This is a genomic window from Sphingomonas arabinosi (assembly GCF_036663715.1).
Lineage (GTDB): Bacteria > Pseudomonadota > Alphaproteobacteria > Sphingomonadales > Sphingomonadaceae > Sphingomonas.
The window spans coordinates 1-22,912 of the sequence record NZ_JAXOJN010000020.1; the positions used below are offsets into that span (position 1 = coordinate 1).

The following is a 22,912-nucleotide window of genomic DNA, read 5'->3' on the forward strand; positions in this document are numbered from 1 at the left end:
CCAGGACACCGGACCAGGTATACTTCGACCAGCCGCTTCTCGCAGCGGCATGATCAACCAGCGGCGATCCACTTATCCAGACCGCGAGCCTGTTCAGACAACCGGGGCCACCTCTGATCCTGGAGCAACTCGACCGGACGCCGCGCCACGCTGATCTCGACGGCATCGTCTGTGAAACGCTGGCGTGGGAGCGCGCGCCGGCCGATACGGGCCACTTAAAGGTCCAGGTCGGTCGGAGCGGCGTGCCGAAAGCATGCCGCTCGCCACTGATCGCTACGGGGCGGTGGCGAGCCGCGAGGCGAGCGCTCAAAGCACACCAACGCACTGGCCGGCCGGCACGTCGCTCGACCAATGACGCCGATACATGCGGCTACACCCGATTGCGCCAACTGGTAGCATCACGACGATCGGAACCTATCGCCTAGATGCGGTGCTCGGTCACCACAGGGCAAAGTAAGAAAGTATACGGTTTGAGAACCCGACGACGTCGGACAATAATGTGCTCAGCTACACCTCGCGAGATCGGTGTAGCCTGCCTGTTACACTAAGTGCTAAACACTCTGTTGCATTAGTCCAACGGTACATTAGCGATAAATAACCTAAACGTGCCCTAGCATACTCTCGCTACTATCTCCGATTGCACCGATAGAACGACGCTTCTTGTCGCCACGATGGCAGCGAAACATACATCTAGCCGCGTAGCGCAAATTCAGCCCCTTCGCCAACAGATGGTCAACTCATTATGGGGCGAAACAAAAGCTTCAATCCTCCGGATTGTCGAAGTTTCACAAGTAACTGTCGACGAGGCAACATAGCAATACCGATCTTTCCCGTGTTAGCGTAAGACTGGAATACGGATGCCAATATATAAACACAAACAATACCACCAAGTGCTACCCAGGGGCCGTATACTTCACCAAGCAATGTTCCGACCAACGCGCTTCCCGCCAGCTGTCCAACGTTCCCAATAAGATTATAGTGCAACCGACCCGACGCCGGTCCGAATAACATTCCGGGAATACACAAGACATACACAAATGTCGCTATCCAGTCGATGAAGAATACAGTCAAAAAGCTTGAATCTACTCTATTCAACAGAACATAGGACACAACGGGCGCAGAGACCGCAACACCAGTATAAACAACGATTGCAGCTGCGGCAATCAGTACAACTTGACGTTCATAAATACGCCGGATCGCGCGAAAGCGTTTTCGTACGAAAGCACGCGCAAGTACGGGTACGCTCAAAAATGCTGGCCCGATTAGTAAAACACGAACCGGCTGAAACACACGTTCGACGAGTTCATACACTGCGGTGCTGGCCGTACCGCCAGCGCGCGTAAGAACGAGACGTACCACAACGTCATAAAATTGCGCCATCGCCGTATTGGCCTGAGTCAGTAGCGACAAACCGATCGTCTCACGAATGATCGCGAAATCAAAGCGTAGCGAAAAACGAAAGTTGACTGCGTTCAGCCGACGGGACAGACATGCCCAAGCCGCAATGATTAAAAAACAGAATTGAATGGATTGTGCAATGGCCAACGCCATTACCTGAAAGCGTGGCGCAAGCATAACAGCCGAGCCTAACATAACGCATGATCCAGCCACATTTATTACGCTCTTACGCGTACCCTCACGAATACCGACAAGAGCGGCGATCGGCACGCTGCTAACGCTCCACAATATCGCATTACCTAGAACCAACGGTAGCATCACCCTTGCAAGCGGCACTTGATCAGGCTCAAGATTTCGTGCAAGAAGTAGATCAATAGGATAGTACGCGACCGAAGCAATTATGATGTAGAATAGAAATGTAAAGATTATTGCGGTATCTATGTATGGCCAAATCCGTCTACTTCGGTCACTCACGCTCATCTGTCCGATAAATTTCGGTAGCGCTCCAGCTATTCCTACATCGGCCATTTTAATGACCGACGTTAGTGACTGTATCAGCGCCCATACTCCGAACTGTTTAAGCGAAGACGATGAGATAACAATTCGAAACGCGAGCAATAATATACCGCCGGTTAACAGCACCTCGATAATTGACGCGGCGGCGCCATTATTGGCGAGGCGGCGTAGAACAGTTTGTCGGCCGATCTGCACTGCTGCGATCTGCGCTGCGCCCGGGATATCAGTCATTGCCAAACAATCTTGCTATGCGGGAGCGGCGCTTGGCGCGCCTGCTAGGGCAAGTCAACCATCTCTAACGGGCTTGGAGAGCGTTGGCGCCGCGTTGGATCGATTGAGGCTGGTCAAGCCGCCCCTTGTCCAGCTAGACGCCAACCAAATCATATTGGAAGAACCATGGCAGAAAAAAATCCAGCCCGTCCAGAAGCCGCAGTCGTGCTCACCTCGATCGCCGCGCCCAACGCGGTTATGCGCGCTATTGCAGCCGACTGCGCTGAGCGAGGTCTAGATTTTTATGTTATCGGCGATACCAAGTCGCCGGACAGTTTCGAGTTAGAAGGTTGCCAGTTTTACGGGTATGACACGCAGCTTACACTGCCATACGAAACAGTCAAATTATGTCCTACGCGCCATTATGCTCGTAAGAATATTGGGTACCTGCTGGCGATTCAGAGCGGCGTCGAGCAAATCATTGAAACCGATGATGACAATCTGCCAGGCCCCAACTTCTACGAAGCCTTGCCGCTTGAAACAACCTTGCCCGCGGTCGTTGATGGTGGGTGGGTCAACGTATATCGCTACTTTACCGATGCCCTGATCTGGCCCCGTGGATTGCCGCTAGATGAAATCAACGCTGCATTGCCCGCGCTGTCAGAACCGCAGTCCGTACGGATTCCAATCCAGCAGGGGCTCGCGGACGAGAATCCAGACGTCGACGCGATTTATCGGCTGGCGCTTCCTCTCCCATTCTATTTTGATAAATCGGTGCGTGTTGCGCTGTCGAGCGGCTCGTGGTGCCCGTATAACAGCCAAAACACGATCCATTATCGTGAAGCTTTCCCGCTACTCTATCTACCCGCTCATTGCAGCTTTCGCATGACGGACATTTGGCGTAGCTTTGTCGCTCAGCGGATTGCTGGCGCGAATGGCTGGTCGATTTTGTTCCGCGAAGCGACCGTTGTCCAGGACCGCAACGACCACAGTTTGATGCGCGATTTTGAAGACGAAATCAGCGGATATCTCGGCAATCGTAAGATTGCAGAGGCGCTCGACGCGTTGACGATCCTCCCCGGCACCGACCTTCCAACGATGGGTGAGAACCTGCGGCTTTGCTATCGTGCGCTCGTCGAAGGCGGGCACGTTGGCGAGGCGGAACTCCCCCTGCTTGACGCTTGGCTGGCAGATTTGGCGACCGTTCTTGCGTAATATCAATACGATGGAGATCGAGGCGGCGCAGAGCGTTCCGGACAATGCGAGTGCCGTCTTCCTCTTCAATCATCGTTTCGAGCGCAACCTCGACAAGCTTGATGCGCTCTACGCAGACCGCTTCCCAAGACGGACGTATCTTATGCCGTTCGCAAGGTCGGAGCGCGCTGACGTATGTGCTGTGCACGAAACAAGCTGGCATTTCAGCGGCCATGTTGCGCAGGGTGCAGCCTCGTTCATTGATGACACCGCTACACACTACGTTTTTATTTCCGATGATCTCGTCTTAAATCCGCGGTTCAACGCCGATAATATTGTCCGCGAACTCGGATTACCGCCTGGCGCCGGATACATTAAGTCGCTCGCTCCTCTCGATGCCAATCGCTACGCTTGGCATCGGGCATTGCCAGCAACCATTGCCTTGAAGCGCAATGGAGACGGATTTGACTGGCGAGCTGAGCTACCACCTGAAAACGAGGCACGTGCCAAGTTTGCCGCCATGGATCTGGCCGATCACGTTCCGACGATCCGTTCGACAGCGCAAGCGCGGCATGTACTAGGTACAATACTGCCGGCGGCGGGCTACCTCACTGCCCTGTGGATGGCAAAACTGCGCGGTAAACCGAGCGATTATCCGCTGCTCATGGGTTACGCCGACTTTTTTGTCGTTCCGGCCGTCGCTATACGGCAATTTGCGCATCTATGTGGTGTGTTCGCCGCGCTCGATCTTTTTGCGGAAGTTGCAGTTCCAACTGCTTTGGCGCTCGCCTGCGATACCGTGATAACGGAAATGATGCCTGGTGCTCGTTTCGCCGAGGCTGATGCACCTCGGCGTGCAGATTTTCCTTGGCGGGGCACCGAGTTTTGGGATCCCGCGGAAACTCCTGCGTTCGCGGCACGTTATGGCAACGAATGGCAACGCCTGATGAAAGAGTTCCCAGAAAACTGGCTCTACGTTCATCCTGTGAAGCTTAGTCAGTGGCGATAACCGTCAGGAAGGCGTCACTCGCCACATAGCTTATGCGAATTTTAGTTTTAGGCATCAACTACCCGCCCGAGAAGATCGGTATTGCGGTTTATACTGGCGATTTGGCTCGGGCGTTCGTACGTGCGGGTCATCAGGTTCGCGTAGTGACCGCAAAGCCGTATTACCCGGATTGGCATGTACCAGAACGGTATAAGGGATCGTGGTGGCGACACGAAGAGGAGGACGGCGTACGCCTCCTACGCTGTCCTCTATATGTTCCCCGCACGCCTAGTGGAATACGGCGATTGCTGCACCATGTCAGTTTCATGATGTCGTCCTTCGCGCCGACGGTTTGGCAGGGCCTGACTTGGCGTCCTGATGTCGTCCTGTGTATCGCGCCGTCTCTAGCCGCTGCCCCTGTCGGTTGGATGGCAGCAAGGTTGGGCGGCGCCGTCGCCTGGCTGCATGTCCAAGACTTTGAAGTCGAAGCTGCGGTTGCAACCGGACTGTTGCCGGAAAGGTCGCGCGTTGTTCGGTTGGCTAGGGCTATCGAGCAAGGCATCATGCGGGTGTTTGACAACGTTAGCAGCATTAGCATCGAGATGTGCCGTAAGCTCGTTGAGTTAGGGGTTTTGCCAAGTCGGGTCCATGAGATACGCAACTGGGCGGACTTAGCGGAAATTCTACCCCAGCCACATGGCACGTCCTCGTTTCGCCATGCTTGGGGCATTAGTACGCCGCATGTCGCGCTATATTCCGGCAATATCGCTAATAAACAGGGGATAGAGATAGTCGTGGCTGCCGCAAAAAGACTTGCCTACCGCGACGATCTGACATTCGTGATATGTGGCGATGGGCCCAACAAACCTATTCTAGAACGAGAGGCAGCTGGCGCACCTAATATCGTTATCGCAAACCTGCAGCCCAAAGAACAGTTATCGGACCTTTTGGCGCTCGCTACAATCCACTTGCTGCCACAGAAAGGTGACGCAGCGGATTTGGTTCTCCCTTCTAAATTGACAAACATACTCGCCTCTGGACGCCCAGTAGTTGCGACGGCCGCGGCCGATACGGGCCTTGCCCGTGAAGTCGAGGGATGCGGCCTCGTGACTCCTCCTGAAGATGAGGCGGCTTTCGCTGATGCGATAGTAAAGCTAATTGATTGTGAACCATTAAGGCTGCGTTTTGGTAACGCTGCGAGATCTCGCGCCGAGCACGCTTGGAACAAAGACCGCATCGTCGCTGCATTCGTTAACGATCTGACGATCGCCGTTGAAGCTCGTCGTACTCACACAAAGGAAATTGTACGATGACTAAACGCATTGTAATTACTGGTGGCTCGGGGTTCATCGGTACTAATCTCGTACAGGCGGCTCTCGAGCGTGGCGACGCTGTCCTGAACCTAGACATAGTACAGCCTGGAGAGGCCAGGCACGCTGCCTGTTGGCAGCGCGCCGATCTACTTGATGCCGCGGTGCTAAAAAGGGCCATAGTCGAGTTTCAACCCGATGTGGTGTATAACCTCGCGGCAGTAGCAGATATCTCGCTGTCAGTCGAAGCTATGCTACCCAACACAGAAGGTTTGCGTAACGTTGTTGCTGCTGTACGCAGTTGCACCCCCCCACCCCTACTCATTCACGCTTCTACTCAGCTAGTTGTTGGTCCGGAATATGTACCAACGCATTCTCGGGATTATCACCCCTACACTGCGTATGGACAGAGTAAGGCTGATTCTGAGGAAATCTTGTGGCAGGAAGCCAACGATCTTGCTTGGACCATCGTTCGTCCAGCAACAGTTTGGGGTCCATGGCATGCAACTTTCCACAAATCTATCTGGCGCTACCTTAATCGTCGCTGGTACATGCTACCAACTGGTATAGACCCAGTCCGAGCTTATGGCTTTGTCGGAAGCGTGGTTGCGCAATTGCTTGCTGTACCCGCTGCCAATCCGGCCGAAACTAATCACAAAATCTTTTATCTAGGCGACGCACCGGCACGCTCGTCAGGATGGCTTGACGGCTTTAGTCTGGCATTGACCGGCAAACCAACCCGACGTGTACCCGGTAGTGCCTTGCGATTGCTGGCTGGTATCGGAGAAATCGTTAAACGCATAGGTGGCCCAGCGCCAATTGATCGCGGTCGCCTTTACCGCATGACAACAGACTATCCTGTTCCGATGGACGAGACGTTTCGTGTACTTGGTCGCGGTACTCTGACACCTGAGCAGGGTATTGTTGCAACGGTGGCATGGTTGCGGAAGTACCATGCGGAAGAATATAACCGATGACGCTGCGTCAAGTCGTAATGGTTGGCAGCTTTCCGCCCCCTGTCGGTGGCGCAGCCCTTGTCAACCAAATGGTTTTCGAGGCGCTTAAAACGCGGGGCGCCGAAGCGGTAGCACTTGATATTTCCGGACCTGCGCTCGCTCATAGCCGCAGCCTAGGATATCACGCGCAACGTGCGCGCGCAAACTGGCGAGCGGGGAAAGCCGCCTATAGACTGGCAGCGCCAGAAAGTGTGCTTTACGTGGTCCCCGACGCGGGCGCCGGCGCGTGGTATACGGCCGGAATTTTACGTACGGCTGCCAACAAGTTCGGCCAAATCGTCATCCATCATCACTCATGCCGCTATATCGAAGAACATAGCCGTCCGATGGCACTCCTCACGGATACGACGCGTAGCAAGGCAGTACACGTGTTTCTAACCGACGGCATGGCGACCAGCTTTGCCGACCGATATGGAACCGTTAATCAGCTCATTGCGACAAACGCACGATTTGTCGCTGAAGAGGCCGCCACACTTACCAGTTTCCAGCGCACGGAAACGCTGCGCCTAGGACATTTGAGCAACTTGTGTGCCGACAAAGGCTTCTTCATCGTTGCCGATACATTCGATGCCATACGCGCTAGCGGACAGGACGCCACACTGCTTCTCGCTGGCCCCGCACTTGATGACGATGTTGTTTCGCGAATTGACGAGTTGCGCGTGCGACACGGGGAACGTGTGACACACGTTGGAAAGGTTTCCGGTACTGCTAAACGCGATATTTATCGAGCAATCGACATATTTTTGTTCCCGACCCAGTTCCGCCAGGAAGCAGCACCTCTAGTGGTCTACGAAGCGTTGGCGGCAGGAGTGCCCGTCCTTGCTACCGATCGTGGCGTGATCCGCGAGGTTGTGACAGGCATACGAGGGGCGGTTTGCCCACGGAATGATAATTTCACGGAATTCGCCCGCAAATGGATCATTGGTGAAGCAGGAGCGCCAATGGACCGTCAGCTCCGTGCCGCCATGATCCAGCAGGATATCCGGCAAGACTGTGCGTACTCGATCCAACAATATGACGCCTTACTGGACCTGTTGACCTCTCCGCTGGAGCACGGGTCATGACCTCCGCACACTGCACTATTGCTGTCGTGGTTGCCACGCGCGGACGTGCGCAAGAAGTCAAAGTTCTTCTAGAGCGGCTCGCGCACGGTTCTCGTAAACCCGAGCGCATTGTGATCGTCGGCAGTTCACCGGATGACTGGGGCGGTGCCATTACCCTGCCGTTAAACCCTGAGACGATCGTGGCACCGGAACCAGGGCTTCCCCGCCAGCGAAATGTCGGCGTCCGCCACGTCCTGAGCGGTGCGTCAGAAGCCCCTGATGTCATTGCGTTCTTCGATGACGATTTTCGGCCTGAAACGCATTGGCTGGAAGAGGCAGCAGCTGTGTTCGCAGTACAGTCGACCGTCGAGGGGCTAACCGGCGTGGTGCTACGTGACGGCGCGCGCGGCGCGGCGATCAGTGAGGACGAGGCGGTGACAGCAATCGCTGAATGGATGCGGCCGGTAAGCGGCTCTACTGCACGCGTCCCGAGACTATATGGGTGTAACATGGCGGTGCGTACGAGTGTATTCGGTCGTGCGAATTTCGACGAACGGTTACCGCTGTACGGTTGGCTAGAGGATCTTGACTTCTCAGGCCAGGTTGCCGATCCGAGATCAGGAAAGCTCGTTAGTGCACAAGGTTGCGTAGGCGTGCATTTAGGGTCAAAGGGCGCGCGCGTGAGCGGGCGCCGTTACGGATACTCACAAATCATTAATCCTCTTTACCTGGCAGGTAAGGGCACCTGCCCAAAAGGACTCGCAGCAGTACTAGTAGCGCGGGCTTTAACGTCTAACAGCCTTCGCTCGATCAAAGGCCATCCGCTATTTGACTATCGTGGTCGACTAGCTGGTAATGTTCGAGCCATATTCGAACTTCTCCGCGGCAGTGCCAAGCCGGAACGGATTGTTGATCTTTAGCAAGCGAACTGCCTGTCGCATGCTTGCCTTCTAGCCAAGCCTCTTTCCGTCGGTAGGTCCATTCGGGGGGCCGTCAGATTTCATATATAGGGCGCCGGCCTCTTCCCACAAATGCGTACGCCCTAGTACGATGTGGCTCCCGTCCCACTTGCCATCACCTAGTGTCGTGACATGGGCATCGGGTTTAGGCTCACGACCATGATACACATATAGGCGCGCAACTCGGAAGGATGTCGGCGCTTGTGAGTCCGCGCCCTGTATCAAAAATTGCCACCCTTCTGGCTTGATCGATGCTGGTAAGGTGAAAGGTACCCTCACGCGCCGCCAATCGCTCGGCAGATTATAGCGCAACTGCCGGGCGGTGACCCCGGTCGCGGGGTTAAAAATGCGTACGGTGATCGCTTTACCCCCAGCGCCCGTACCACGACGCAAATCTAAGGTAATCCAGCTCATGCGCTGCGCCACCGTGCCACTCAGCAGGCCATATATGCCCGATTGTGGACTCCCGCCGACGTCGATCGCACGCAAATGGCCATTGTGATCGGGGACGGGCCGCAACATCACGTCTTTACCCGTTGCCGTGAAAGCGTTCGGCCGGTCCGCTACCGCAAGCGATACAAATGAGGTATCATCGCCTCCTGCTCCAAAAAGCATCGTCTCCTCGGCCAGACCTTCAGTTGCTCCAGGGTCCCACTGTGGACCGATCAAAGCATTGGACACCCCCATTGCGAACGGCGAGCTGCCCAGTACGCTACCGGCATTGTCTAACCGGACCGTCCAGTTGAGGTTAGCATAATCACTCGAGCGCGTTCCCATGAACTCGCACAGCCAGCTATGCAGCCCCCCGTCATGACGATTGTTAAGATAGGACAGGTTTCGCACTTCCGCGATCCAGCTGCGCATGAACGGTGAAGCGGTAGCTGCTGTAGCCGCCACTCGGTTGTTCTCAATCGTTACACCGGCCAAGAATGCACCGCTGCCACCACCAGCGTCGAACTTCTCCATGTGGGCACGAGTTTGACGGTTAGCGCCGGCACCCTCGCGCGCTACCAGCAAGCGAATGTCGTGCGGCGCCATATTCTCATTACCGAACTTATTGCCGGATATGATGGTGCCCCAACCCGCGTTCGTGTCGAACCGGCCAACTCGAGTTGCAGGAACCAGCCATATCGCCGCGTCTAGCGCGGTATCCCTATCCCACCGTAGAAAGTCGTTGCGCGCAATATGAACGCTTCCGCTAGGATCGGGTCCCAGCTTCACATGGTAGCGATTACGAAGAAAGGCGTTGCTTTCGATGACCGACCCATCGGCATACCCCCCCCACGCGATACCAATTGCCCGGCTCTTCGGCGCGGCCATGAATGTGCATCCGCGGACTTCGAGATACGGTTGGTCAATTGCATTATTGCCAATGGCACATTCGGTATAATTGTCGAACACACATCGTTCAAAAACGAACCGGCCATTAACATTAGCGCCCGTAAAACGATGTTGGAAAGCGCCTTTCCCGCCAACAAACGTAATGCCGAAGACGTAGAGCCAGTTAAGTCGCTCACTCGTCTCGAAAAGATATTGACCGTCAGGAATTCGAATAACCACTGAACCCGGGATTGCCCAAATAGACAAAGCGGAAAATGGCGACGTGTTTCCCGCAACCTTGAGGTCGCCCGCATCGTATACGCCTGCGGGAATAAAAAGGCCGTCCTGTGGATGACCCCAATAGCTTTCCCCTATTCCGGCGACATAGCGGCCTGATCGGTTCACCGCACGAACGGCGTCAGCGAGTCCAACTTGATCAGCTGCGCGCGAACGCCCGTCGCCTACAGTGCCGAACCTAGCAACGGACTCCGACGGTATACTTGTATCGTTTCGTACCGGGGGAGCAGCCTGTTTTATAGCCTGCGCCCACAAGGGACCAGATGCTAGCCCACCAGCCGCAGCCGCCAAAATCGTGCGGCGGGGTAACGCCACATCGCGCGCCGTATCCTCGGGGCCATCAGCCGGCATGGTAAGCCTGCGGCTCGCGATCAGACCCATCAAGGTCTAATGCCGCAGCATCTTCCGGCTGCCAGCGTCGATTAAGGAACCAACATACGACTGCAATATAGAAAAAGGATCTGAAGTTTCCGCGCGTATCGTAGGCGAACTGAAGATAGCTACCCAACATGACCAAGGCGTTCAAGCCAAGCGATACAAGGCCTGGGCGGCGCACAACCAATAGGGCAGACTGATAACCCGCGAAGAGTAATACACCAAAATATATTGCCGCATACGTTGGGCCAAAGGACAAGACTTCGCTTACCGCCGGGTTCGGCACGAAGTAGCTCAGTCGGATTGCGTACAATTCACGGACCGAATCATACCCATCAATAAAACTGAAGAGCGGCGATAACGAAAGCCTCTTATATATCGGATCAAATCTAAAGTTATGCGAGAAATACTCCGACGTCGTAAATACGCCCTCGTAGATGTTCGAAAGAGCGTCCAACCCCGCAACTTTATAATACCTTCCGATATTCGAAAAGTACTGGGACAGCGAAGAGAATCCATGGTTATTGGACCCCCGCCCCCACAAGACCGACAACGTTGTAAGAAATCCGAGACCACCAAGGACAAGCGTTGCCCACCGCGTTCGTGGGAACATGGCTGCGATCAGCGCTGCTAGAATAAGATAAGCAGAAGCCGACCGTGAATGCGCTGCGAGGAAAAATATAAACGCCCATATTGTTACCGGCAGTAGAAATATGCCTAGCCGAGCGCGCCCCGAGCATAAGGTGAACGCGGTTGCCGCAGCAGCAACGATGCCAAGCGGGCCAACCAACGTGAATGCCAGTCGCGTAAAGGCGTTATTAATAAGCAACGCCTGCTTTGGGTCCGTCATCGTTAGATAAACGCTGTTACTCCATACGACCGACCAGTTTAGTGACACCAAAACTATGCCCCAACAGGCATACAACAAAACAATTAGACCAAAAAAGACCGTTTCGTTGACATTGATATTTTGAACGGCGGCACTAATCGAAACCTGAGACTTAGGCACTACCAAACAAAGAGAAAACAACATGACCGCTTGAAGTAAAAACATCTGTGGAAAGAAATGAATATACGCATAGGTCGAAAATACGTGGAGAAAACTATAAAACAGAACTCCATACGCGTGTAATGCCAGCATGATTTGACCTGTGAACAGGTAAATCATCGTGCCATGCGGAAACGGCAAGAATCCGCTTCGACGAATTGCCCAGACAATCGCCCCAAGTTCCAGCGGCCATAAAACGACCATCAGTAGTATCCAGGTCACGAACGTCCCTCAGATACCGCCCCAGATTGTGTAATCTCAACGCCGCTAACCCACGGCTGCGTTCCCTGGTTCGCAGACGCATTGATATCCGTTGCAGCTTCAATCGTGATCCATTGCCCTAGGCATCCTTTTGGCACATCGATGTCTGCCTTGACAGATCTAGACCGATTGGGAGCAATAGGAAGGCGTATTGCCGCAATCGGCGCATCCGTTCCGTTGCATACCAACGTCACGCTTGACCGGTCGGAGGCATCGACACTGCCTACAGTAAACCGTAACAGATGTTTTCCGGGGGTGAGTAAAAGCAGCTGCCGGGCAACTACGCCCGATCTACCCGGCTCGATACTGAGCGATAATGCATTACGCAACGATGCTCCACGCAACACAGCGGGATCGACCAAATCTTTTACGCCGGCTAATCCGGGCTCGTCGACGATCGACCAATCAAATGGCGCAACCCGATCCTCGCGTGCAAAGTCTCCGTTCCGCACAGCCCCCGTCATAGCGCTGAAAGGCGTTCCCGTGGCGCGTGCGTAAAATCGCGCGCCCTCCGTCAGCTTTCCACGGGCCACTAATCCGGCAACGGTCCTGTTCAGAAAGTCGCGCTCAAGGGCTTCATTAATATTAAGTCGACCAGCTGTAACCAAAGGTATCAACGTCGATGGCCAAGGGTCTGTGGTCAGCAAACCGTATAGAAAACGCATGCGCCACGGCGGACGTTTCGAGATGATCGACGCTAGCGGGCCAGCAACATCGGAAGCACTCGACGCAGCAACCAGCGTCGGCATTAGCAACTGGTCGGCAACGTCGTCCGTACGCAGCGCAGTATCATAGTGGTGTAGCGCCCTAACAATATCACTGTCGGCAACGGCAACTTCAATCTGGGCGATCTGTGTCGGGATATCACGACGTGACAGCATCTCGGCATAGTTGAGTAGTCGACGGCTTTGCTTCTCGTTTCCTTCTAATCCGGCGGTTAAGCCAACAACGCGCGCCGCAACTACGTTAATTGGCTCGCGCATTAATGCCTGTGTCGCTATGTCACGTGCGTCCTGAACCCCCTGCGATCCAGTTTCACTGACGAGACGCGCTTCCGCAAGGCGCGACGCCGCACCGGCCGCAAATGGCCACATACGAAGCGCCATCTCTGGATTACTTCGCCCCGAAACTTGAGCTGAAGTCGCCGCGAACGTGACTAGCAAAGCGACGGCGCCGCTCACGAGCACCGTCGCTACCCGCGCAGCGCCGAAACTCGTTCGGGCGTGGCGCGTACGGTCAGGCACGCTTACCGGATGCTTGGCCGCCATAGCCATAGCTGGTGGCTCCATAATTATAGCCATACCCATAATGCGCCCGCTTTGCGTCGAATTTCGTCAATACCACGCCTAGGATGACAGCATTTGCAGCGCGCAGGCGACCAATGGCGACCCGAGCCATGCTTTTCTTGGTGCCGTGGGACTCGATGACGAACACGGTAGCTTCGATCTGGCTCGCGATAAGCGGCGCGTCGGCGAGCCCCATTACCGGCGGAGCATCGAGCACGACATGGTCGAATTGCTTCGATAGTTCCTCTAGGAGCCTCGGGAAGCGTTCCCCAGACAAAAGCTCAGGCGAACTTGGTGGCGTCGGACCAGCAGTCATGACGAACAGTCCGTCATGATCACTCTGATACGCCAAAGCATATGCATCGGAAACGCCGCCCGATAGGTAATTGCTTACGCCTTGGTCGTTCGGGATTCCCAACTCTTCATGCACTGACGGGGAGCGCATATCACAATCGATCAAAATCGTACGACGGCCCTGCCGTGCGAGGGATCGAGCCAGCGCGTAACTGGTAGTCGATTTGCCTTCACCAGCGCGTGTGCTGGTGATTGCAAATACCTTCGGCACCCCGTGGTCGGTCGCGAAGCCAAGAGTGGTTCTCAGAGAAATGTACGCTTCACTAAGATCCGATTTTTGATCAGCAAGTGCGATAACCGGAGCTTGGTTCGTAACAGGGATAGTACCCAGTAGAGGTGTAGAGAGTATCTCCTCGACCTCCGATGGGTCGCCAATTGCCTCATCCACCTGCTCCATGGCGAACGCCAGACCCAGGCCAACCGCAGTTCCTGCAATCAGTGCAACGATCAAATTCAGCAGCAAACGGGGGCTTGATGGCTTCTCAGCGACTTCTGCCGGGTCAACTACCGAGATGTTATTCACGCCAACACCGCCAGCTACCCCAATTTCCTTATAGCGCTGAAGCAGAGCATCATAAAGTTGGCGATTTGTATCCGCGTCTCTCTGATAGATATTATACTGGATACTACGTCGACGGGTGTCGAGAACGCCGGACTTTAGAGCGTTGACTTGAGCACGCAAATCCCGCTCGCGCTTTACCCCTGCATCATAATTCTCTTGGAGCGTCTGACGGCCACGCCCCTCTTCAGTGGCGATTGCGCGATCGAGTTGTCGCAGCTGGCTCTGCTGAGCCGCCGCTGGAGGATAGTCCGCCTTAAACTGGGTCATTAGACGAGCATATTCTGCAGCGACTTCCGCACGTCGTTCCCGCAATCGCGGCAGCGCACTACTCACGGTATTTTGCGAGTCATTTACCGCGCCCAATCGGCTTTCTGCCTGCACACGATCAGCTGTTGCACGTGCCAGCTCACGATTAATGGTTGCCAGATCGTCTGCGGCTAAGGAGCGTTCACCCGATAAACCGTTATCGCCCTGCGCGGGAGTCGACGCGGGGAGGTTTACGATACCCTGTTGCGCAGCATAGTTGACCAGCTGCCGTTCAGACTGATCAATTCTCGCGCGCAATTGTGCCAGCCGCTGTTCTAAAAAGCGCCGCGCATAAGCTGTGGTTTCGAACCGGCGCGCCAAGGTCGTCGATACAAATTGCGCTGTCCACGCGTCGACGACCTTCTTTGAGAATGTCGCGTCGGGGCTCGTGAAGCTGATAAGAACGAGGCGCGACAGTCGCTCGGGCGAAACTGCGAAGTGATCAAGGAGGATCTTGCTTGCTGCGGCAATCCGAACAGCGCGTGTCCGGTTGCCGCCGACTGGACGGCCGTTGGTAAATAAGGTGCCGTCCTCGCCGCCAAACATCGCGAAAAATTTCACGTCGTCCTGTAGACGCAGTGCTTCAACCACGGCGCTGGCTTGCGCTTTTGTTCGCAGGAGGCCGTACTGGGTCTCGTAGAACTCCTGGTCGATTGAGCTAGCTTGCTCGTCCGCCTGCGCGCCTTGGACCTGCGTAAAGTTTCGAGTCTCTCGCTGGATCTCAAGCGTCGCGTAGGAGGTATATTGTGGGGTCATGAGCAACGTAACGATGAGACCAAATAGTAGTCCCGCCGCAATTGCTCCTAGGATATACCACTTCCTTCGCCGGGCGATGGAGAGATACCGCGAGATAATCGGCATCGCGCCACCAGCATTACTGGCGTTGAAGTCCGTCAAGGCTGATCCTGCATTACGGACGGTTGCTGGCTGACGCGCCGGTAAAGCCTGCGCGTTGGCGGGCGTTGAATTGATAGTGTTCATATCCGCTTCCGTCCCGCTACTGCAGGATTGCAAGGAGAGGGGCCGCCAGTAGCGGCGATACCGACACAACGTCGCGGAATATGCGTCGAGCGCCGGACTCTCCTACCATCACAACGTCGTTGGCATATATTTCCGGATCTGCGTACATTCCTTGGCGGATTGCGCGCAAATCATAGAGAGCCGCCATGTCCCGATTGTTAACCCGCCGCAAAACTACAACATAGTTTTCTCGAGCGAATTCCGTCGTTCCCTCAGCTCGGGCGATTGCTCGAATAAGCGTCATTCGCCCGGTCACAGAGTAAAGCCCCGGTGTACGAACGGCGCCTTCTACAGTTACAACCTGACTCACGGTTTCGGTAAGGTTTACCGTCACTTGTGGATTACGTACGTAACGCTGACCAAGTCGCTGGGCGATCTCAGTTCCCAGCACGGTGGGTGTCTTGCCTGAAGCTGCGACTGAACCAACGAGGGGCATAGCGATATTCCCGCTGGCGTCGACCTGTACGCTACGGCTCAATTCAGGAACGCCATAAACGTCGACCGATAGGCGATCCAGTGGGCCGATCACGTAAGCGCGCGGCTGCGAAATCAGGTCCACCGTTGCCGGGGGCGGGAGTTCGGTCTGGTCAGGGACGATCGTCAAGCCTTGACGTCCAACGAGCGCTGGCCCGTCTGCACAAGCCGTTAACGATAGCACCGCCGCCATCACGCCTAATAACCGCTCGTTTTTCATACGTTTGAAACAAAGCCTTTTTCTCGGTCGCCGCAACGCAGCGAACGACAAGCTTCCTTAGTGAGCCCCACACCGCAAGGCAACGCCGCAGCGCCACGACGTATCGCGCTACTGTTTTACCTACCTCAGCTACGCAACGTTCGGTCCTTTTTGCCTTCGATAGGCGACGCTAGCCAAACCATCGCAAGCGCAAATACCATACTCATCCCAGGAGTCCGTAGCGGATAATCAGTAAGACTTGCCGCAAATGCCAACATTACGAGTGCAATGCCAACTTTCGTAGTGACGGTCGACCGGTGCCGCCACCCCGCCCCAACAACGTCACGCAAGCGGGACACGATGAAGCCGATAAGTATAATTAGTACGAGCAAAGCTGGTAAACCACCCGTCATAAGGAGCTCAAGGAAGTCGTTGTGCGCACGGTTAAAGAACGTTGGCTTGAGCGCCCAGAATGGCTCATACAATCTAAACATTGGATCAAATGTACCGAAACCAGTACCAAATGGGAAAAAGTCTCTCGTGATTGACCATACGATTGGTAAGAACCGTATCCGGAGGTCCGCTTCAGCCTGATCGAGCTGCCCAATACGGGTAATTGATAATGCGCGCCCGAAAAACACAACACTAGCCGTCACCAATACGACAGTAGTAATTACGACCGCAACTAACAACCTTCTGCGCCGTATCGTACGCTGCGCGTCAGCATGCTTAGATCTTTTGTCCACTGGCGATAGAATAGAACCCAAGTCCCAAGGCGCGATCACCGACGTCGCACATACCGCCACAAGCGTTAGAACAAGCCCTGACCGCGACCCGCTTGCCAGTACGACTGGTAGTATCAGCAAGGCGCACGCGCCCGCCAGCCAGCCGCGCAGTCGAGGGTCAGCGAAAATCTTGCTCGGCAAGACGGTCCAAGCCCGCAGCAACGGAAAGGCCATTGCCAAGAAAACGGCTTGATGATTGCGGTTGGCGAACAGCCCTACGGGTAGGTCTCGGTTCGTGTATCGATAAAGGTAAAGCGGGCTGGATGCCGAGCCGGCCATCTGCGCGATCCCAAACAGAGCACTCACGATCATCGCAATCAGCAATACCGGTATCAGCCGCGTTCGTTGCCTTGGCTCTATCCCCGCGGCACCAACCAGCACGGCTAGCGGGATCAGCAACGCAAGGAGTGCGTTTAATGTCATGTCGGGTGACACACTGATTGGACGCCAAGGCTGAGGCCTTCCTAAGGCCAATGCCGCTTCTGTGAAACGTGCGTGACCGGGTAATACGCTCCAGGCCGACGGTGGCAATGGGATCAACTGGATCGCGATCACAGCGCCGAAGGCACCGAGAAGCGCCATAGGCCACACGAGCCCCTGCCAATACCGAATGCGCGGAAGCGCAAGGATGACGGTTATATATAGTACCGCTAGCGGGCGGACGATCAGCATGGTCGCATTATCGGGCCTTGATGAGCCACCAAATACCGCACAGCTCAGCACGAAAGCTGCGAGCAGAGCCAGCTGCCACTCACCTCGCATGGACCGAATAAAAACGTTCATTACCTGAGCCTAAATTTCATCATGACACGCTGTGGCGGGTGATACGACATCACGCAACATCGTCTAGCGCCTTACCGGCTATTCCAGTCCGGGGTTTCGCTGTAGGGCAACTCGCAAAATGTCCCCTCCTATATTCCACAAGGCAGGCCGAGCGCATGAGTCATAATGTCGCGCAAGCTCGCGGTTTGAGCCAACGCGAACCCGCGCCAAATTGCGCAAGCCTCACGATACAGCGCCTATCGCACAAAACGGATAAGGAGCGTACGGCATGCACACGCTTTGCGTTAAAATTGCGCGGGTTGCGGAACATCGCCGGATACTCAGCGCGGCGGTAGCGCCCGCGCTGGTCAATGAGGAGCGCAAGGCGTTGACAGTCGGGCGAGACCAAATCTGTCCGTGCGACGCTTATCCTTTGATGGCGCTTGATTGGAAATGGAGGTCAGATTGCACGAAATGATTGCTCGCGGCTATGAAAGTCACCATCTGGATATCAAGTTTGCATGAGCACCATGCTGCTTGATACCGCGCTGGCGATTGCCCTGCTCCTTGGCCAATCGCCATCTACTGACGTCATCATTGCTCCAAGTACGCTTACTGAGCAGCGCGCAGATATTGCGCTGCGGAGTGCTAACGACGGCAGGGAACTCGCTCGTAGGTTTATTTGCACAAGCGAACAACGCTACAGGCGCCTACTTGAGCGCGAGGCACAGTTCTCTCAATTAAAAGTCCGCTTCGCACGCATTTTTGAGCACGAATGGCGCGATAATAATTCTGACAATACTTTGATTGACCGTTCTAGCGATCTAGGGCGGCGAGATGATTGTAAACTTCGCGATAGTTTTGAAGCGGGACTAACCGATTATGACAACGGACTTCTTGCCGCAGAAACGCAATTACGAGATACGCAGGCAGAACCTTATATTAATTAGCTAATGGAGCTATTAATGAATCTGCTCCAATAAGTTAAACGTAAATTACGTTGATAGTATAAACTATATAATACTTTATCTTTTCTTTCGGTAATCGTTTTGTTCCGCTCCGTGGAAAGATATTGATCGAATCTGTGCACAAATCCTCTAGATGGCAAACTTTTTCGAGAGACACTGTGGCAGTTTATCATATGACATGAGCACGACGCACGTCCAATACGCGAGCTAATTGTCGTTGCGTTGTGCTCCACCTGGATACGCACCAGCGAAATTTCGCCGGGATTCATCTTGCACGCAACAAAGCCTTGCTGAACCACCTGACCTCAGGCACCTGATTGAAATGATCAGGTATGGTTCTTGTTTCGCATTTGCCACGCTGCTTGGCCTCGCCGGATGCGATAGCGATATGCGCTCGCCATCGAAGACGCCTAGTAAGACAGCGCAGGACGTAGCGCTAGAAAAGGACGTTTCAGGGATCGAAGCAACCGTGCGCTTGGTTGCCGCGAACAAGCGAATTGACGCACTACAATCTGAAGTTGAAGCACTGAAGGTTAATCCTCAGACTATTGAAATGGCGATGTTAAAACAACGTCTCGAGGCGGTTGAATTAGCAGTTTATGCGCCGAACACCAATCAGCAAGACCCGGATGCTGTTTCTTCGGAAAAACCACCTGCCGCCAAAACGGCTACTTCTGAGGTAAAGCCGGCGCAAGTTCGCAAGATTTCACAAGAATATCGTGCATCTAGAGTGGCTACGAAAACTGAGGCCGAAGCATTTTCGAAGGGAGGCAACTAGTTAGCTGCCCCCCCCCGCCATGCATCGGGCAACAGCGTATACTTGTTCCGTATCGCTCGCTTGACCGCGTACAAGAACCTGGGTCGTGTAGCTGCCTGCTGTAGAGGTCGGCTCGATGGTGTAAGACGCGCCGGATAGCGCAATCCTATAGCCAGAACCTTCTCTTGTTGCGGCCTGACGCGTGGAATTTGTGATGCAGTTTGCTACGTCTACAGCCGCAAGTGATGAATACCCTGCAGAATCAATATCTTTGGGCACCTTACCTGGCCCTGCCTGGGGGCGACCGCCGATGCAGCCTGCCACAAGAAAGGGGAGTGCCATGACCATGAGGTATTTCGACATTGGAGTCTCCATTCACACCGGGGCTTAGCCCTTGGCGTCCTGCCTGCATACTGAAAGTGGCACTGCCCTTCTCGATGTTTGCCCCGCCCGATTACCAGAAGAGATACCAGCCCTTCACAGGGAGCTCCCCCCGCCGCCCCGGGCCAGCGGCAGGGAGATCATGTCGCCGATCGCTATGGCAGCTTTCGTCATACTGGCGTAAAAGCGCTGTTCGTTGTTAAGGCATGCGTCGCCCGATATGCATGCAGCATGCTAATCAAGGGAATCCCCTACGCGTAAGGTCGTCCAAGCCGACATCTAATTATCGTCCTGATCACACTTGCGCAGTTTCTCCCGATGAAAATCAGGGTTAACTAAGTAAAGAATCTACCATTTTTTTCCAGCGCGCGGTAAACTAGTAAACAGCCGGCCATTTTTCATGATTTGTATACGAGGAAATTGTAGTGAGTGGTAAAAAAGTAGCGCTTATAACTGGTGTAACTGGGCAAGACGGGTCCTATCTTGCTGAGTTTTTGCTAGAGAAGGGTTATGAGGTTCACGGCATCAAGCGTCGGGCTTCACTTTTGAACACTCAGCGCATCGATCATATCTACCAGGATCCGCATGCACCGCAGCCCAACCTCAAGCTGCACTACGGCGATCTGTCGGATACCTCCAACCTTACGCGCATCCTGAGCGAGGTGAAGCCCGACGAGGTTTACAACCTTGGCGCACAGAGCCATGTCGCGGTCAGCTTCGAGGCACCCGAATATACCGCCGACGTCGACGGCCTCGGCACGCTGCGCCTGCTCGAGGCGATCCGTTTCCTGGGGATGGAAAAGACGACGCGCTTCTACCAAGCCTCGACGTCCGAGCTCTACGGTCTCGTACAGGAAACCCCGCAGAAGGAGACGACGCCGTTCTATCCGCGTTCGCCCTACGCGGTCGCCAAGCTGTATGCGTACTGGATCACGGTCAACTACCGTGAGGCCTACGGCATGTATGCCTGCAACGGCGTTCTGTTCAACCATGAGAGCCCACGTCGCGGCGAGACGTTCGTGACCCGCAAGATTACCCGCGGCCTTGCCAACATCGCGCAGGGCCTGGAGACGGGCCTGTTCATGGGCAATATCGATTCCTTGCGCGACTGGGGTCACGCCAAGGACTATGTCCGCATGCAGTGGATGATGCTGCAGCAGGAACAAGCGGAAGACTTCGTCATCGCCACCGGTGTGCAGTATTCGGTCCGCGAGTTCATCACCTGGTCGGCCGCGCACCTCGGCATCACGCTGCGGTTCGAGGGTGAAGGCGTTGACGAGATCGGTATTGTCGACAAGGTCGAGGGCGACGATGCGCCCGCGGTCAAGGCAGGCGACATCCTTGTTCGTATCGATCCACGCTATTTCCGACCGGCCGAAGTCGAAACGCTGCTCGGCGATCCGACGAGGGCCAAGGACCGGCTCGGTTGGGTCCCCGAGATCACCGTGCAGGAGATGTGCCAGGAAATGGTCGCTGCCGATCTTCACACCGCCAAGCGTCATGCCCTGCTCAAGGCGCATGGCTACGATCTTCCGGTCTCGGTCGAAGGCTGATGGAGCAACATCCCATGCGCATCTACGTGGCGGGCCATCGCGGCATGGTCGGCGGAGCGATTTCACGCAAACTGCGCGAGCGCGGCGTTGAGGTGATCACGCGCACCCATGCCGAACTCGACCTAACCGACCAGGCCGCGGTGCGTGCCTTCTTCGCAAGCGAGAAGCCTGACGGAGTGGTGCTGGCCGCGGCCAAGGTGGGCGGCATTCATGCCAACAACACCTACCCGGCCGACTTCATCTACGAGAACCTGATGATCGAGGCCAACGTGGTCCATCAGGCCTATATCGCCGGAGTACAGCGGCTGCTGTTCCTTGGCTCCTCGTGCATCTACCCGCGCGCGGTCGAACAACCGATGCGCGAGGACGCGCTGCTAACCGGCGTTCTGGAGCCGACCAACGAGCCGTATGCGGTCGCCAAGATCGCCGGCATCAAGCTGTGCGAAAGCTACAACCGTCAGTACGGCACCGACTATCGCAGCGTAATGCCAACCAACCTCTATGGCCCGGGTGATAATTTCCACCCCGAGAACAGCCATGTGATGCCGGCGTTGATCCGCCGTTTCCATGAGGCGGCAACCAGCGGCGCTGAAGAGGTGGTGATCTGGGGTACGGGCACGCCATACCGTGAATTCCTCCATGTCGACGATATGGCCGAAGCCTCGCTGTTCGTCTTCGATCTCGACAAAGAAATATACGAAGCAAACACCGAGCCAATGCTCAGCCACATAAACGTCGGCTTTGGCGAGGACGTGACCATCAGTGAACTCGCGCATCTGGTTGCAGACGTTACAGGCTTTACCGGCCGCATTAGCTTCGACGCATCGAAGCCAGACGGCACAATGCGTAAGTTGATGGACTCGGGGCGGCTGAGAGCAATGGGCTGGAAGCCTTCCGTCGTCCTCGCCGAAGGGATCAAAAAGACCTACGCTTGGTTCCGTGCCAATGTAGCGATCTAAACTTCGCAACAATCCGGACCGCCCCCCCTTTTTGGGAGGGGCGGTCGTATAACCAAACTCGCTTGCAACTTGTCTGATGATATCCTCATTAGGACAAAGCTGCTATGTATTCTGAGGTTCTATTATTTATTCTTAAACCTTATTTATAAGAATTTATAATTAGGGTTTTTATTATATAGCTATGTGCTCGCCGCTCATCGTTATAGACTAGCTTTTGATGGAACCGAAGCTGCTAGCATCCCTATCTTACATTTACAGTTGATCTAACTTAATTGTAGATCAGTTATTCGGTTATGATAAAACCTCTTATAACGCGTCCTCGCGTTTCTTCATCGCCTAGATCAGCTTCTTCACTTCCTGGCTGCGACCGCATGGCATGATTAGGACGTCGTTGCCACTGGCAAACACGATCAGATCCTCGACCCCGACCAGCGAGACACGCCCGCCGTCGCTGCGGACGAAGCAGTTCTTCGTATCGATCGCGAGCACGTTGCGTACGCATCCGATAGAGGCCGCGGATTGAGAGCTATCGGAGCGGGGCTGGTGCGTCAGTCCTTGTCGAGGAAGGCCTCGAAACCTTCTTCGGCCAGCGCGCTTTGGAAGGCTGCATC

Annotated in this window: 17 protein-coding genes and 1 pseudogene; 10 read left to right on the forward strand and 8 right to left on the reverse strand. The window is 55.0% G+C overall.

Annotation, left to right across the window (positions count from 1 at the left end):
• Positions 1–732 precede the first annotated feature (732 nt).
• Complete coding sequence (locus tag U1708_RS18885; RefSeq protein ID WP_332747678.1) at positions 733–2,145, reverse strand: MATE family efflux transporter; 1,413 nt, start codon at positions 2,143–2,145, stop codon at positions 733–735.
• 165 nt (positions 2,146–2,310) lie between these two features.
• On the opposite strand from U1708_RS18885, the gene U1708_RS18890 reads away from it, so the two are divergent.
• Genes U1708_RS18890 through U1708_RS18915 form a run of 6 tightly spaced genes read left to right on the forward strand, consistent with a single transcriptional unit; the run spans position 2,311 to position 8,595 of the window.
• Complete coding sequence (locus tag U1708_RS18890; protein ID WP_332747680.1) at positions 2,311–3,339, forward strand: STELLO glycosyltransferase family protein; 1,029 nt, start codon at positions 2,311–2,313, stop codon at positions 3,337–3,339.
• Positions 3,332–4,327, forward strand: a complete 996-nt coding sequence (locus U1708_RS18895) for a hypothetical protein (protein ID WP_332747681.1) — start codon at positions 3,332–3,334, stop codon at positions 4,325–4,327. Before U1708_RS18890 ends, U1708_RS18895 begins: the two co-directional genes overlap by 8 nt.
• A 32-nt stretch (positions 4,328–4,359) precedes the next feature.
• Positions 4,360–5,619 carry a WcaI family glycosyltransferase gene (locus U1708_RS18900; RefSeq protein WP_332747683.1) on the forward strand — a complete coding sequence of 420 codons (1,260 nt, stop codon included), beginning with the start codon at positions 4,360–4,362 and terminating at the stop codon, positions 5,617–5,619.
• Positions 5,616–6,593 (forward strand): NAD-dependent epimerase/dehydratase family protein, encoded by a 978-nt coding sequence (locus tag U1708_RS18905; RefSeq protein WP_332747685.1) that lies wholly within the window; start codon positions 5,616–5,618, stop codon positions 6,591–6,593. Before U1708_RS18900 ends, U1708_RS18905 begins: the two co-directional genes overlap by 4 nt.
• On the forward strand, positions 6,590–7,696 hold the full coding sequence (locus U1708_RS18910) for a glycosyltransferase family 4 protein (RefSeq protein ID WP_332747688.1): 1,107 nt from the start codon (positions 6,590–6,592) through the stop codon (positions 7,694–7,696). Before U1708_RS18905 ends, U1708_RS18910 begins: the two co-directional genes overlap by 4 nt.
• A complete protein-coding gene (locus U1708_RS18915; RefSeq protein WP_332747690.1) occupies positions 7,693–8,595 on the forward strand; it encodes a glycosyltransferase family 2 protein in 903 nt (300 codons plus the stop codon). The genes U1708_RS18910 and U1708_RS18915 overlap by 4 nt, the downstream gene beginning before the upstream one ends.
• Positions 8,596–8,625: 30 nt before the next feature.
• Here U1708_RS18915 and U1708_RS18920 read toward each other — a convergent pair whose 3' ends face one another.
• The 6 genes from U1708_RS18920 to U1708_RS18945 all read right to left on the reverse strand — a co-directional run bounded on the left by U1708_RS18920 (position 8,626) and on the right by U1708_RS18945 (position 17,704).
• Entirely contained in the window at positions 8,626–10,359 is a 1,734-nt protein-coding gene (locus U1708_RS18920) for a hypothetical protein (RefSeq protein WP_332747691.1), read from the reverse strand.
• Positions 10,360–10,591: 232 nt separating this feature from the next.
• Positions 10,592–11,878: a hypothetical protein gene (locus U1708_RS18925; protein ID WP_332747694.1), complete on the reverse strand. Its 1,287-nt coding sequence runs from the start codon at positions 11,876–11,878 to the stop codon at positions 10,592–10,594.
• Between the two features lie 14 nt (positions 11,879–11,892).
• Positions 11,893–13,209, reverse strand: a complete 1,317-nt coding sequence (locus U1708_RS18930; protein ID WP_332747695.1) for a hypothetical protein — start codon at positions 13,207–13,209, stop codon at positions 11,893–11,895.
• The gene (locus tag U1708_RS18935; protein WP_332747696.1) at positions 13,172–15,424 is read right to left on the reverse strand and encodes a GumC family protein; all 2,253 of its coding nucleotides are present in this window, start codon (positions 15,422–15,424) and stop codon (positions 13,172–13,174) included. The genes U1708_RS18930 and U1708_RS18935 overlap by 38 nt, the downstream gene beginning before the upstream one ends.
• Positions 15,425–15,440: 16 nt before the next feature.
• Positions 15,441–16,157, reverse strand: coding sequence for a polysaccharide biosynthesis/export family protein (locus U1708_RS18940; RefSeq protein WP_332747698.1), 717 nt, complete (start codon positions 16,155–16,157; stop codon positions 15,441–15,443).
• A gap of 125 nt (positions 16,158–16,282) precedes the next feature.
• Complete coding sequence (locus tag U1708_RS18945; RefSeq protein WP_332747700.1) at positions 16,283–17,704, reverse strand: O-antigen ligase family protein; 1,422 nt, start codon at positions 17,702–17,704, stop codon at positions 16,283–16,285.
• Between the two features lie 500 nt (positions 17,705–18,204).
• Between U1708_RS18945 and U1708_RS18950 the strand changes: the two genes are divergently transcribed.
• The 4 genes from U1708_RS18950 to fcl all read left to right on the forward strand — a co-directional run bounded on the left by U1708_RS18950 (position 18,205) and on the right by fcl (position 22,301).
• Positions 18,205–18,633: a hypothetical protein gene (locus tag U1708_RS18950; protein WP_332747702.1), complete on the forward strand. Its 429-nt coding sequence runs from the start codon at positions 18,205–18,207 to the stop codon at positions 18,631–18,633.
• Positions 18,634–18,973: 340 nt separating this feature from the next.
• The gene (locus U1708_RS18955) at positions 18,974–19,429 is read left to right on the forward strand and encodes a hypothetical protein (RefSeq protein WP_332747705.1); all 456 of its coding nucleotides are present in this window, start codon (positions 18,974–18,976) and stop codon (positions 19,427–19,429) included.
• Positions 19,430–20,214: 785 nt separating this feature from the next.
• Positions 20,215–21,342 carry a GDP-mannose 4,6-dehydratase gene (gene gmd / locus U1708_RS18960; RefSeq protein ID WP_332747707.1) on the forward strand — a complete coding sequence of 376 codons (1,128 nt, stop codon included), beginning with the start codon at positions 20,215–20,217 and terminating at the stop codon, positions 21,340–21,342.
• A 14-nt stretch (positions 21,343–21,356) separates the two neighbouring features.
• Positions 21,357–22,301: a GDP-L-fucose synthase gene (gene fcl / locus U1708_RS18965; RefSeq protein ID WP_332747708.1), complete on the forward strand. Its 945-nt coding sequence runs from the start codon at positions 21,357–21,359 to the stop codon at positions 22,299–22,301.
• Positions 22,302–22,637: 336 nt separating this feature from the next.
• Here the strand turns inward: fcl and U1708_RS18970 are convergent.
• Positions 22,638–22,790, reverse strand: a pseudogene (locus tag U1708_RS18970) (mannose-1-phosphate guanyltransferase); the annotation flags it as partial.
• Between the last annotated feature and the right edge of the window lie 122 nt (positions 22,791–22,912).